This is a genomic window from Bdellovibrio sp. NC01, assembly GCF_006874625.1.
Taxonomy (GTDB): domain Bacteria; phylum Bdellovibrionota; class Bdellovibrionia; order Bdellovibrionales; family Bdellovibrionaceae; genus Bdellovibrio.
Genome location: NZ_CP030034.1, coordinates 2774060 through 2786884 on the forward strand (window position 1 = coordinate 2774060; position 12825 = coordinate 2786884).

Below are 12825 nucleotides of genomic sequence, written 5' to 3' on the forward strand. Positions count from 1 at the left end.
AAATAAAAGCCCCCTGTTTCCAGAGGGCTTATTAAGAATTCAAATCAACAGGTCAAAAAATTAAAACTCGCTTTATTTCTTTTTCTTCTTCGCTGGCTTTTCATCAGTCGCTGGAACCGCTGTTGCTATTTTGCCTTCCGCTTTGATTTTTGCGGCTTCAAGACGGTGCATTTCTGCTTCCGCATCCGCTTTCACGGTTTCCATTTTGATCTTCGCTTCGTCAGCATTGTTTTTAGCCTGGTCTAATTGTTTTTCCAATTTTTCGCGCTCGGCCTTCGCTTTTTCCGCTTCTGATTGCAGGCGTTTTAGTTCCGCTTCAGATCTTGCAGCATCAGCTTCAAGTTCGGCGATTGCTTTTTTAGATCTTGCGATTTCAAGTTGTGCTGTCGCTTGCTCTTTTTTCAAGTCCGCTTGGTTTTTCGCCAACTCTTGTTTTGCTTTTGCAGCCGAGTTACGCGCTTTTTCTTCAGCAGATTTGATTTCAGAAACTTTTTTGCGTTCTTCTTCAGATTGTTTGACGGCATCTTTTGAGGCCGATAAAGCCGCCTTCATTTCCGCTTCGATTTTTTCAGTCGCCGCAGCAGCCTGCTCGCCTTGAGCTTTTAACTTCGCTGTTTCAGCTTCTGCTTTTGACTTATCGGATTCTGCACGAGCGATTTCTTGTTTCGCTTTGGCATCGCGGGCTTTTGATTCAGCCACTGCTTTTTGCGTCAGAAGCTTCATCTTCGCAAGATTTTGTTCCGCTCGTTGCGCAACAAGTTTCGCGTCTTCTGCTTCTTTCATCGCTTTTTCACCAGCTTCAGTCGCAGAGGCCGCTTGTTTCTCAAGATCTTTCGCTTGAGATTTCAATTCGTCTTCTTTCTTTTCCGCTGCTTTTCTGCGGGCTAAAGCTTCATCACGAACTTGCGTGGCTTTTTGAGTTTTTTCTTGAGCCGCTTTAATACGAGCAGTTGCCGCAGCTTGCTCTTTTTCAGCATTTTTCTGTTCACGGTCGTGTTCTGATGTTTCGGCTTTTAATTTTGCAGATTCGCGCTCGGCATCCGCTTGTTCTTTCTTCGCATCATTTTCCATGCTGCGCGCTTTATTAATCGCGGATTGCGCTTCAGAGCGTGCTTTATCGCGACGCTTACGATCTTCCTCAGATCTACGTTTAGCTTCTGCTGCTTCGGCCTTTGCGCCTTCTGCGTCTGCTGTAGCTTCTTCTGCTTCAATTTGTTTTGAATCAGCTTGAGCCATAACTCTTTGAGAAACGCCAGTTGTTGCGAGCGCTGCTAAAAGAAGAATACTAAGTGGTTTGATCTGCATGAAAGTCTCCTATCGATGTTAACGAACAATAGGATATATGCAATTTAGGCAAAAAAAAAGACGACCAGGATTGGGGGGGAGGGTCCTGGCCGCCATGGGGGGGTACTTTCCTATAGAGCAACGGAGGTGCCAAGACCAAGAGTTCGTCAGATCTGGATAAACTCATTCTCGTAGCAAAACCTCTGTCGAGGAATTTGACGGAAAACGCCAATTGGCGCCCCACCCAGGACGCCGATTCGATTCACTATGATGTAGTTTTGGACTCGACTTAGGAAAGCGCGGAAAGAACCCAGACTCGATTATTTATTGTACGCCGTCTCAGAATGAGATCCCGAGGTTTCTTCAGCGAAATATTACGTTATACTCCCTGCCTATTTCGAACTCATGAACCCTTCAAAATAAGATGCAAGCGCGAAAACACTTCCTTTAGAACCTCTGATTCTAAAGAAAGATTATCTGAGCTGTCTTTAAGAGATGAAGCTAGTGCGGCATTTTTTTGAGTGATTTGATCAATGTTATTCATTGTGGTCGAAATTTCTCGTACACCCGTTGCTTGCTCTCGAGAAGCTTCGGCAATACTTTGGTTAATTTTGCTGGCCTTTTCGATTGCATCCACAATTCTTTGTAAGACCAAGCCGCTTTCATCCGCTTCAGAACGCCCGGCGACTGCTATTTCGACGGTGCTTTGAATCAGATCCGAAATCTCTTTAGCGGACTGTGAACTCTTTTGCGCAAGATTACGAACGGCATCCGCAACCACCGCAAAGCCTTTACCTTGCTCTCCCGCTCTTGCTGCTTCGACAGAGGCATTCAAGGCTAGTAAGTTCGTTTGAAATGCGATGTCTTCAATAACCGCGGAAATTTGCTCAATCCGTTCCGACTTTTCTGCAACGGCCCGCATCGATTCAATAAGACGCGAAATCTTCTCTGAACCTGCTTTTGCCGACTCTAAATTACTGACGGATAATTTATATGCCTCGTTGGCATTTTGTGAATTATTATCCACCATAGATGAAACCTCTGTTAACGAAGATACAGTTTGTTCAAGTGAAGCCGCGCCCATTGTCGCCCCCTCTGACATTTCTTCAGAAGATTGTTTAAGCTGTCCCCCATTTTGGGAAATACGCACGCAACTTTCATCCATCTGCTCACCAATACGCACCAGAGATTTCACGTTGTGATCTAGGTATAAATAGCTAATACCTAAAACAGCGAGAAAAATTAAAGCTCCAACGCCTGCAAGTTTATAAATCATCGCATGGACAGAGGAATAAATTTCATCAGTTTCCTTTTCGACAATCAAAGCCCAACTGTGACCAAAAAACTCGATGGGAACGTAGAAAGACATAACGTCTTTAGCAAAAGGATTTTTTGTCGTCTCCATTCCCTCTTTACCCTTTAAAGCGTCTTCGATCGAAGTCGTTTTAAATTCACGCTTGTCTTTTAAAGACTCAACACCAGTGACATTGTTGTTTTTATTTATATAGTTCGTACGTAAGAAGTAATCAGGCCCCACGATATACGATACGCCTGTATCGCCCTCACCAAATCGCCATGAGGCCATTTCAGTAAAGACGCCCATACTAATGCGCGAGATGACAACTCCTAATACATCACCTTTTTTAATTCCGTCAGAAGCATAGTCAAACTCAGCTGCTTTTCCCTGACACAGAAAAGATTCCATCTGACCGGATATGCTATTGATACTTGTGCCAGAAAAAATCAGTGCGCGCTCTTTGGATTCTTTGGCTTTGCGATAACATTCGCCCAGTTTAGTTTCTTTGAAGACCCCACTAATCAGATTCTTTCCGAGATAAACATTTACATCTTTATCTTTTGCAATCGCAAAGACGACTTGGCCGTTTGTGGAGGCTAAAATGATATCGTCAAAAGCAAAGTCTTCTGCCATCGTCTGAACGCGCGCTAAAAAACTTTTATTCAAATTTTGAAAAGACGGCGTGAATGCTTCTAAATCTTTTCCCGGCACGAGCCCCGAACCATACAACGCTCCTTCATAAGCTATGAACATTCCTTCGATCAAACGACTGTCACTCACCTGCGCTGCATAGTTGCGCAAGCGTTTTGCATGCTCCGTTACGTTCGTTTTAATTGTATTCCCTTGGCTGCGAAGCTGACCTTCGACTTCCGCTCTTAGACCGTTACGCGCGCTCAACGAACCAATGATGATTAGTAAGATCGCAGTGACACCAATTGACGATGCAATGACACCCAATAGCTTTGCTCTAAATCCCAGCTTCACAGTTGCTCCCAAGAATGTACAAATTCAATTTTATCTTTGACTGAAACGAAAGATTATTTCCAAACGCCAGAACCAACGATCCAACCTTTAGGACCACCGCACTTCTTTACGAATGAAATTTTGTCCGTTGCTTTTTCTGCGCCAGGTTTTGGCCAAACATAGTCAACCCAACCGCCATCTTTATTGGCTTTTGCTGATTTATCGAATTCCACGAATAACAACTTGCCGTTATCATCTTTGTTTTCTTTGAGTGATGTGCCATTTAATTTAGGCTTGATCGGATGTTTCACCATATTGACGTTGGCGTCTTGCACCCACACATAATTTGAACCGCAAAAACGATATGTTTGCACTGTCTCAAGAGCTTTATCTGCGTCAGCCTCAACATCTTTACAGATCTTTTCTACTGCTTCTTTCGCTTGTTCTTTTGTACATGCTTCTTCCGCTCGTGCCGAAAGTGCCAATAAAGATGATGCGACGATTAACATTGCTCTTTTCATTTTAAAACTCCTTGTGGTTATATTTTAAGGGCGACTAAATAGTCGGCTTTTATCTGTTCTTTCACACGACAGGTTTGGCGCTATTTAACAGATCGTTAACTTCCAGACCCAAGACCGGGCCTCTGATGCTGGACTCGACGGCAACGACTTGGCGCTCTTATTCTGATTGAAATGAAATTCCTGCGTGCTAAAACGGCCTTTATTTCTGCGACTCTTATCGCGGCAGCAATCCCTGCTTCGGCCTTTCATATTGTGTTAGATGCCGGCCACGGCGGCACTGATACGGGTGCGGTCCACAGCAATATTAAAGAGGCAGATCTTGTTCTGAAGGTCGCTAATAAGGTCAAAGGACTACTTGAAAAGGATCAAAACTTTCAAGTATCGATGACTCGCAATGCAGATCGCAACTTGGGCCTGCCCGATCGTGTGAAATTCGCGGAAACTTCAAAGGCTGATTTATTTGTGAGCATTCACGCCAACGCTGCTTCTGATCAACGCGCAAAAGGCGTTGAATTTTTCTTTCAAAATAATCTTCCTCCCGATGAGGAAAGTTTGTTCTTAGCAAGCCAGGAAAATCAGGCTGTTCTAAATTCGATAAAAGAAAGTCATGAAGGTGATGAATTATCGAAAAAGGGTGACGTGACAGCGATTGTTGAAGACTTGCGTCGTCAAAACCGCATGATGTCGAGTTTGCGTCTAACACAGACATTAACAAGTACATGGGAAAATGATGCGAGTGCTGCGCAAGCGACAATCAAGCAGGCTCCATTTTACGTGATCTCGAAGACTTCTATGCCCGCTGTATTGATCGAAGTCGGTTTTCTAACAAATCCACGCGAAGCAAAAAAACTTTCAAGTTCAGAATATCAAACCGATCTTGCTCAGAAAATCTACAGAGCACTTCTTAGTTACAAAGAAAAAGTAGACAACACAGAGGCCAAGACTTTAAATTGAGGGCTCACTTACGAGGAGCTCTTCATGCGCGCTGACGGCCGTCTTTTCGATCAACTACGCAACGTTAAAATCACACCGAATGTTTCTGAATACGCAGAAGGTTCTGCACTCGTTGAATTTGGTAAAACTAAAGTTCTTTGTACGGCAACTTATGAACCGAAAGCACCACAATGGTTGCTAGGCACAGGTTCTGGCTGGGTCACTGCTGAATACGGCATGCTTCCCCGCTCGACTCATACACGTAACAAACGCGAAAAATCAATGAACAGCGGTCGCACGCAAGAGATCTCTCGCTTAATAGGTCGTTCACTTCGCGCGGCTGTTGATTTGAAAGCTTTGGGCGAAAAACAAATCATCATCGACTGTGACGTGATCAACGCTGACGGTGGCACACGCACTGCTTCCGTAACAGGTGGCTTCGTGGCATTGGCTTTGGCTGTTAAAAAATTGCATGCACTTAGCGAAATCAAAGCAATGCCTTTGATTAATTACGTTTCTGCGATCAGCGTGGGCCTTCATGAAGGCAACATCTTCCTTGATTTGAACTACGATGAAGATTCAGCGATCGGTACTGACATGAATTTCGTCATGACCGATAAAGGTGCCTTCGTTGAAGTGCAAGGCACAGCGGAACACACGCCATTCACACGCGATCAATTGTTCAAAATGATGGAAGTCGCTGATAAAGGTTGCCGTGAATTATTCATTCATCAAGCAGCAGTGATGGGCGAAATCTACAAGATCGCCGGCAAATAGGAGTCTTCGATGGAACTGTGGATTGCGACTGGAAATAAAGGCAAATTGACCGAGTTCAAATTACTTTTGAACGAGATCGCTGATTTGCAAGTACATCATCAAGGTGAAATCCCTTCTTTCACTCCCCGCCCAGAAGACGGCAAAACGTTTTTGGATAATGCACGCATTAAAGCCAAAACTTTAAGAGCCGTTAAAAATAACGTGTGGGTTCTTGGTGAAGATGCGGGTCTTGAAGTGGAAGGCTTGAATGGTCTTCCAGGTATTCACTCAGCCCGCTACGCAGGTCCAAAAGCCTCTGACAGCGAAAACGTCGCAAAGCTTTTGAAGATGATGACTTTAAAACCGATGAACAACCGCAATGCGAAGTTTGTTGCGACAACTGTCGTGTACACTCCAACAGGCGAAGAATGGGTTTTCACTGGCGAGATGAAAGGAAAAATTGCGACCAAGCCTTCGGGTCTGCATGGCTTCGGCTATGATCCTGTGTTTATTCCGGATGGCCAGACACAAACCTTGGCAGAGCTTGGTGATGGCTTTAAAACGCAGTTCTCGCACCGTGCACAAGCCATTAAAGCCTTCTTGGATAAGTGGCGCACAACTCAATAAAGATTCGATCAAGGCCCTCACTCGAGGGCCTTTTTTTTACCCAAGGCCGTCGCGCTGTCTAAGGATCTAACACGCGCTCACACTTCTAAAGAATTTTAAGCATTCCTCACAGTCCAAATCGTTCGGCATAAAGATTGTATTGGTAGCTCCTGTTCAAAATTTAAGGAGCTTACCATGAAACGTTTTTTCGCAGGCTTCCTTGCGACGATGGCGGTCGTTCAACATGCAGCGCACGCGGCTGAAAACCTTGTTGATCTGCCAGGCTTTGATTCGCAGGACACACAAGTAACTACAACGCCAGCAACTCCGACAGTTGCACCTCAAACGCCTTCAGTCGAGCGCAGTGAGTTCGCGGGAACTCTCTTAGTTAAAGAGGTACCAAGAAAATCTGGCGGTACATTGCTCAAGATTTCTTTGAAGCAAGCGTTGTCATTAAAACGCTTGGAACTAGCAATTTCTAAGAGCTCATTAAAAGTCTATAAAGTGACGGCCTTCAACGATAATGGCCAAGCGATCGCACTCCAATCTCTGACGTCGTATGAACGTTCCTTTGCAGCGGGCACGGTGGTTTCTTCGCAATTGAATCAGAGTGATCGAATCGCAAAAATCGAAATTTTGGCGGAGTCCTATGGTGGAGAAGCCGATCTGACTGTGAATGCAGTTGCAGATCGGGAAGTGCCGAAGTTGGTATTAACAGATTCTGTTTTGCCAGCTCCACTTCCTCCACCAGTGGATACGGTTCTTCGTCGTGGTGACGAAGTGATCTCGGGTCCGTTCCAAAATAATCAATATTATTACGGCACCGTTTTAGAAATATTTGCGAATGGCAAAGTGAATGTGCGTGATAACGACGACGGCAAAAACTATGTTCGCGACATGACTGCTGTGAACAAAAAAATCAATTGCAACAATACTGGTTTGGTATGCATTGGTCAGAAGGTTTTGTCGGGTCCATTCCAAAACAATGCGTACTACAACGGCGAAGTGACGGCGGTTTATACAAATGGATTGATCGCGGTTCGTGACAATGATGACAACAAAACTTACCTGCGCAAATCTGATGTGGTTATTACCCCATTAGCTCGTTGCAACAACAGCGGCCACTGTGTTGGCGACAAAGTATTGTCAGGCCCCTTCCAAAATAATGCTTACTACAACGGTCAAATCGAAGCGATGTATTCGAATGGTTTGATTGCGGTTCGCGATCAAGATGACGGTAAACTTTATTACCGTGAAGCACGTTTGGTTTTGAAGTCTGTTCGCTGTGATGCAAAATCTGACTTGTGCATTGGAACAAGCGTTCTTTCAGGTCCATTCCAGGAGAACAAATACTATCAAGGTCGCATTGAAGGTATTTACTCAAACGGTTTGATTTATGTTCGTGATCAGGACGACAACAAGCTTTACCCTCGCCAAGCAAACAACATGTTCCGCGAAATTAAGTGCGAAGCCAGCAAAGGTATTTGCAAAGGTGCACGCGTTTTATCGGGGCCTTACCAACGTGGCGCTTATTACGCAGGAACAGTGCTTGCGGTTTACGTGAATGATAAAATCCTGGTTCGTGATGACGATGATGGCAAAAACTATATTCGTCCCGCGAAAGAACTTTTCAAGGCTCAGTAGTATTGAAACTTGATTCAGTTAAATAAAAAAGGCCTCGTAAGGAGGCCTTTTTTATTTTGTGCTATTGATAATCAGCATCTTTGAAAAGCTGGCGAGCCTGCTCCAGGTAAGGAGCAAAATCACTCCATGGAGTTTCATCTTTTTTGAAATTTCCAAAGGCCGCTAACGACGCTGGAATTTCCGCTTCGACATTCGCTGGGTATTCCATTTGTTCACGGCCCCACTGCTCTTGCACATCTTTGCGAGTCATGAATTCAATGAACTTTGTAGCTAACGCTTTATTTTGCGTTGTCTTCAAAATACCGATTCCCGAGCCATTCATATGTGCACCTGTTGTCGCCTGATCGGCGAAGAAGGGTTTCGCATTGATTGTTTTTTTCATTTGTTGTTCCGCCAGATAGTGCGTGTTCATCACACCCACTTCGCAAACTCCGGCATCAATATTCGCAAGTAAAAGCTCGTCACCAATCGTTGGATCAATCACCGTGTTTGCAACCCAACCTTTGACAGCTTGCAAAGCTCGGTCGTAGCCCAAGTGCATAATCATCGAAGCCACATAAGCAACGCTGTAGGAACTTAACGACGTACGCAGACACATGCGTGCGGTCCATTTGCTGTCACCTAAATCTTCGTAAGTTGAAAGCTCTGCGGGGTTCAAAGACGACGGATTGTAAACCATCGTGCGCGCGCGAAGACCTAAGCCAGTCCATAAATTGTTTTTGTCGATCATATAGGCCGGAATGTTCTTTGCGACCTCTGCACTTGTGAACGGGATCAACAAATCTTTCGCGGCTGTTTCATTCAAGTAAACAAGGTCTTTCGTAAAATAAATATCGCCTTTGGATGTCGCTTTTTCGGCTTCCAACTTTTTCACAAGTTCCCAGTTCACATCACTGAAATACGCGATCTCGACACCTTTGTTTTCAGCTAAAAACTTGTTCAATAAATTTTGGACGCTACGTTGTTTGTGCGTGGAATAGATCGTCAAAGTTTCGGCGGAAGCCAGTGCCTGAAAACTCAAAATCGCGGCACACAAAAAAGCGGATACAGTGCTTAATGTCACTTCACTTCTCCTTAAGGAATTAACAGGAGTGCCAGTGATAGGCTCGGCCTAAAAAAGGGTCAAGATCGCCCCCGGGATTTCAAAAAGTCCCTGGTAATGCCGCCCTTTACGACCCGTAGGTGGAAGATAAATGAAAAAATGACCCACCCTGCCCGAAAAAGGGGCTTTCTCTCTCGAGACGGCCTCTTTTTTTCGTTTACGAACTTTACTCTTTTGGGGGCCTTTGCTACTTTCCTTCAAACGCACTTACCTACTCTGGAGACTACGAGTGATGAAGGGCCTAAAGATCTTTACAGCCAATGCCAACCCCGCTCTTGCCAAAAAGGTTGCTGAAGCAGCCGGTGTCGAGCTTGGATACTGCGAAGTAAGCAGTTTCGCCGATGGGGAAATTCAAGTTGAAATTCATGAAAGTGTTCGCGGACAGCATGTCTTTGTCGTGCAAAGTACTTGTCCTCCTGTGAACCAAAACTACATGGAGCTGTTCGTGATGCTCGATGCTCTAAGAAGAGCTTCTGCAGCTTCAATCACGGCTGTCATTCCATACTACGGTTATGCCCGTCAGGATCGCAAAGTAGCACCTCGTGCTCCGATTTCTGCGAAATTGATGGCGGACTTGCTGACTACGGCAGGTGCGAACCGTGTGGTCTGCGTGGACCTGCATGCGGCCCAAATCCAAGGTTTCTTCAATGTTCCGGTGGACCACTTGTTCGCGATTCCGACTTTAGCTCGCGCTTGGCGTGAGGCTTACGGTCAAGGCAGCGAGTTTGTCGCAGTGAGTCCAGATGCTGGTGGCGTGGAAAGAACCCGTGCCTTCGCTAAACGCATTGAGAGCTCTATGGCGATCATCGATAAACGCCGTTCTGGCCCAAATGAGGCTAAAGCGTTGCACTTAATCGGCGATGTGACTGGAAAAACAGCAGTTATCGTCGACGATATGATTGATACGGCTGGGACTCTTACACAAGCTGTTGACAGTCTTTACCGAAATGGGGCAAAACGTGTGTTCGCCGTTGCAACGCACCCTGTTTTGTCAGGTCCTGCGATCAGTCGTTTGAAAGAAAGCCGCATTGAAAAAGTGTGGGTAACTGACACGATCCCGTTATCGGAAGCTGCGAAAAATTGCGGAAAAATCGAAGTGGTATCCGTAGCCCCAGTTTTGGCTGAGGCGATGAGACGTATCCACGGAAATGACTCCGTAAGTTCTTTGTTTGATTAAATAGCACTCCCCGAAAGGGAGTAATTACTAACACCCTCTATTGGACTAGAAGGAAAAAATATGAAAAACAGAATCGACCTAACAGTTGAAGCTCGTGAAACTGGTAAACACAACAGCCGTACTCTTCGCTCGAACCGTCAAGTTCCTGCAGTAATCTACGGTGCAGTTGCTCCAATCAACGTAACAGTTGGTGAAAAAGAGATCGTTAAGTTCAACACTCGCGCTTACGAAAATGCTCTTTTCAACTTGAAATCTGGTGACAAAAACGCAAACGGTATCGTTGTTCTTGTTAAACAAGTAGACGTTCACCCTCTTACTCGCCGTCCAGTGCACGTAGATTTCTACGCTTTGGATCTTAAAAAAGCAGTTCGCGTTTGGGTTGAAGTTAAACTTGAAGGTAAACCAATCGGTCTTTCTGAAGGCGGTTTGTTGAACGTAGTTAACCGTCAAGTTGAGATCGAAGTTCTTCCAACTGAGATCCCAGAATTCATCGCTGCAGACATCTCTAACTTGGCGTTGGGCGATGCTCTTCACGCGTCTGATTTGAAACTTTCTGGTTCAGGCAAAATCATGTCTTCTGCAGACCTTACAATCGCGGTTGTATCTGCTCAAGAAGAAGAAGTTGCTGCTACTCCAGCTCCTGCTGCTGCGGCTCCAGCTGCTGCTGCACCTGCTGCTGCAAAAGCTCCAGCTGCTAAGAAGTAATTCTTCTTTTAGTAAAGTATTTCGAAAGGCAGCTCCTTATAAGAGCTGCCTTTTTTTATTTTAAGCTCTCTCATTTGTTTTGGTGGAGTCATCTATGTGGTTGATCGTCGGCTTAGGCAATCCTGGAAACGAATATAAATTCACTCGTCACAACATCGGCTTCATGGCCGTGGATTACTTCCTTCAAGGTGTTGGCAACCCCCGCCAACAAAACAAATTTAAAGCTGAAATCGCTGAAGTTGAATGGAAAGGCCATAAGCTTCTATTCTGCAAACCTCAAACGTACATGAATCTTTCGGGCGAGTCGGTCACGGCCATCATGGGTTTTTACAAAATCCCGATGGACCACATGATTGTGATTCACGACGATATCGATCAGCCCTTCAATCAAATGAAAATTCATAAAAACCGTGGGCACGGCGGTCATAACGGAATCAGAAGTATCTCAGGTTTGCTGGGAAGTGCTGACTATGCCCGCCTGAAGTTGGGTGTGGGTCGCCCTGACAATCCAAACTATCCTGTCGCTGATTACGTTCTAGGGAAATTCACGAAGGAAGAAAGCGACAAACTTCCTGAATTTCTCAACAAAGGTTGTGATGCGCTAGAAGCCATCATCCTTGATGGAATTCAAAAAGCTTCGACAAAATTCAATACTTAGGATAGAGTCGCCGCTGTTTAAACTGTGTTAGAGTAGTATTTTTCGAAAGGGTTTTCGAATGGCTTTGCAAGTAGGTATCGTAGGTCTTCCAAACGTAGGTAAAAGTACGCTTTTCAACGCGTTGACTTCTGCTAAGGCAGAGGCTGCGAACTATCCTTTCTGTACTATCGATCCAAACGTAGGTGTCGTAACAGTTCCAGATCCTCGTATGGATAAAATCACTGGTTTCATCAAACCACAAAAAGTTATTCCAACGACAATGGAATTCGTGGATATCGCGGGTATCGTAAAAGGTGCTTCGCAAGGTGAAGGCTTGGGCAACCAATTCCTTTCTCACATCCGTCAAACAGACGCGATCGTTCACGTGGTTCGTTGCTTTGACGATCCAAATATCGTGCACGTTGCGGGTTCTGTTGATCCAATTCGTGACATCGAAATCATCAATACAGAGCTTTTGCTTGCTGACCTTGATTCAGTTGAAAAACGTCTTCAACGTATCGAAAAACAAGCGAAGAACTCCACTGACAAAAAATTGAAAATGGAAGTGGAAGTTGCCAAAAAAGTTCAAGAGGCTTTGGGTAAAGGTCTTCCGGCTCGTTCCGTAAATTTGGATGAGTTCGAAACTCCGATCTTGAAAGAGTTCCACTTGTTGACTGCAAAACCAGTTCTTTACGCGATGAACGTGTCTGACACAGACTTCGCTGCTGGTGGCAACGATTGGACAAAAGCAGTTATTGCTCGCGCCGCTGAAGAGAACAACAAAACAATCATGATCTGTTCTGCGATGGAAGCAGAGATCGCCCTTCTTCCACCGGAAGATCGCGCTGATTTCTTGGCAGCCTTGGGTGCAGAAGAACCAGGTTTGAATCGTTTGATCCGTGAAGCTTACGCTTTGTTGGGTCTACAAACGTACTTCACTGCTGGTGAAAAAGAAGTTCGTGCATGGACAATTCGTGCAAACACGAAAGCCCCACAAGCGGCCGGCGTGATCCACACTGACTTCGAAAAAGGTTTCATCAGAGCAGAAACTTACCACTGCGAAGATTTGTTCACTTACAAATCTGAACAAGCAGTTAAAGACGCTGGTAAATACCGTGTCGAAGGTAAAGAGTATGTTGTTAAAGATGGCGACATCTTATTCTTCCGTTTCAACGTTTAATATGATCGAATAAGGGCCTC

12 protein-coding genes are annotated in these 12825 nt (G+C 45.0%); 8 read left to right on the forward strand and 4 right to left on the reverse strand.

All coding sequences use genetic code 11. The annotated features are described in order from the left end of the window. Positions 1-72: 72 nt before the first annotated feature. The 3 genes from DOE51_RS13225 to DOE51_RS13235 form a co-directional block, all read right to left on the reverse strand. Positions 73-1305, reverse strand: coding sequence for a hypothetical protein (locus DOE51_RS13225; RefSeq protein ID WP_210415533.1), 1233 nt, complete (start codon positions 1303-1305; stop codon positions 73-75). 382 nt (positions 1306-1687) lie between these two features. Beyond that, positions 1688-3346 carry a methyl-accepting chemotaxis protein gene (locus tag DOE51_RS13230; protein ID WP_142697028.1) on the reverse strand — a complete coding sequence of 553 codons (1659 nt, stop codon included), beginning with the start codon at positions 3344-3346 and terminating at the stop codon, positions 1688-1690. A 272-nt stretch (positions 3347-3618) separates the two neighbouring features. Then, positions 3619-4065, reverse strand: a complete 447-nt coding sequence (locus DOE51_RS13235; RefSeq protein ID WP_142697029.1) for a cache domain-containing protein — start codon at positions 4063-4065, stop codon at positions 3619-3621. A 171-nt stretch (positions 4066-4236) separates the two neighbouring features. Here DOE51_RS13235 and DOE51_RS13240 point away from each other — a divergent pair, with 171 nt between their 5' ends. The 4 genes from DOE51_RS13240 to DOE51_RS13255 all read left to right on the forward strand — a co-directional run bounded on the left by DOE51_RS13240 (position 4237) and on the right by DOE51_RS13255 (position 8004). Further along, positions 4237-5019: an N-acetylmuramoyl-L-alanine amidase gene (locus DOE51_RS13240; RefSeq protein ID WP_142697030.1), complete on the forward strand. Its 783-nt coding sequence runs from the start codon at positions 4237-4239 to the stop codon at positions 5017-5019. Positions 5020-5043: 24 nt separating this feature from the next. Continuing rightward, positions 5044-5775: a ribonuclease PH gene (gene rph / locus DOE51_RS13245; RefSeq protein ID WP_142697031.1), complete on the forward strand. Its 732-nt coding sequence runs from the start codon at positions 5044-5046 to the stop codon at positions 5773-5775. 9 nt (positions 5776-5784) lie between these two features. Beyond that, entirely contained in the window at positions 5785-6381 is a 597-nt protein-coding gene (gene rdgB, locus DOE51_RS13250; RefSeq protein ID WP_142697032.1) for an RdgB/HAM1 family non-canonical purine NTP pyrophosphatase, read from the forward strand. 174 nt (positions 6382-6555) lie between these two features. Further along, entirely contained in the window at positions 6556-8004 is a 1449-nt protein-coding gene (locus DOE51_RS13255) for a beta-sandwich domain-containing protein (protein WP_142697033.1), read from the forward strand. A 61-nt stretch (positions 8005-8065) separates the two neighbouring features. Here the strand turns inward: DOE51_RS13255 and DOE51_RS13260 are convergent, their stop codons facing one another. Further along, a complete protein-coding gene (locus DOE51_RS13260) occupies positions 8066-9067 on the reverse strand; it encodes an extracellular solute-binding protein (RefSeq protein ID WP_168196450.1) in 1002 nt (333 codons plus the stop codon). A 271-nt stretch (positions 9068-9338) separates the two neighbouring features. Here DOE51_RS13260 and DOE51_RS13265 point away from each other — a divergent pair, with 271 nt between their 5' ends. The 4 genes from DOE51_RS13265 (at position 9339) to ychF (ending at position 12805) form a co-directional block, all read left to right on the forward strand. Next, a complete protein-coding gene (locus tag DOE51_RS13265) occupies positions 9339-10283 on the forward strand; it encodes a ribose-phosphate pyrophosphokinase (RefSeq protein ID WP_210415598.1) in 945 nt (314 codons plus the stop codon). A gap of 60 nt (positions 10284-10343) precedes the next feature. Further along, positions 10344-10988, forward strand: a complete 645-nt coding sequence (locus DOE51_RS13270) for a 50S ribosomal protein L25 (RefSeq protein ID WP_142697036.1) — start codon at positions 10344-10346, stop codon at positions 10986-10988. A gap of 94 nt (positions 10989-11082) precedes the next feature. Then, entirely contained in the window at positions 11083-11646 is a 564-nt protein-coding gene (pth, locus tag DOE51_RS13275; protein ID WP_142697037.1) for an aminoacyl-tRNA hydrolase, read from the forward strand. Between the two features lie 58 nt (positions 11647-11704). Beyond that, positions 11705-12805 (forward strand): redox-regulated ATPase YchF, encoded by a 1101-nt coding sequence (ychF, locus tag DOE51_RS13280; protein ID WP_142697038.1) that lies wholly within the window; start codon positions 11705-11707, stop codon positions 12803-12805. Positions 12806-12825 lie beyond the last annotated feature (20 nt).

What these genes read in the sequence shown, in the direction of transcription:
- ychF (WP_142697038.1), top strand. Translation starts at nt 11,705, where the DNA reads ATGGCTTTGCAAGTAGGTATCGTAGGTCTTCCAAACGTAGGTAAAAGT.
- DOE51_RS13265 (WP_210415598.1), top strand. Translation starts at nt 9,339, where the DNA reads ATGAAGGGCCTAAAGATCTTTACAGCCAATGCCAACCCCGCTCTTGCC.
- pth (WP_142697037.1), top strand. Translation starts at nt 11,083, where the DNA reads ATGTGGTTGATCGTCGGCTTAGGCAATCCTGGAAACGAATATAAATTC.
- DOE51_RS13235 (WP_142697029.1), bottom strand. Translation starts at nt 4,065, where the DNA reads ATGAAAAGAGCAATGTTAATCGTCGCATCATCTTTATTGGCACTTTCG.
- rdgB (WP_142697032.1), top strand. Translation starts at nt 5,785, where the DNA reads ATGGAACTGTGGATTGCGACTGGAAATAAAGGCAAATTGACCGAGTTC.
- DOE51_RS13255 (WP_142697033.1), top strand. Translation starts at nt 6,556, where the DNA reads ATGAAACGTTTTTTCGCAGGCTTCCTTGCGACGATGGCGGTCGTTCAA.
- DOE51_RS13270 (WP_142697036.1), top strand. Translation starts at nt 10,344, where the DNA reads ATGAAAAACAGAATCGACCTAACAGTTGAAGCTCGTGAAACTGGTAAA.
- DOE51_RS13240 (WP_142697030.1), top strand. Translation starts at nt 4,237, where the DNA reads ATGAAATTCCTGCGTGCTAAAACGGCCTTTATTTCTGCGACTCTTATC.
- rph (WP_142697031.1), top strand. Translation starts at nt 5,044, where the DNA reads ATGCGCGCTGACGGCCGTCTTTTCGATCAACTACGCAACGTTAAAATC.
- DOE51_RS13225 (WP_210415533.1), bottom strand. Translation starts at nt 1,305, where the DNA reads ATGCAGATCAAACCACTTAGTATTCTTCTTTTAGCAGCGCTCGCAACA.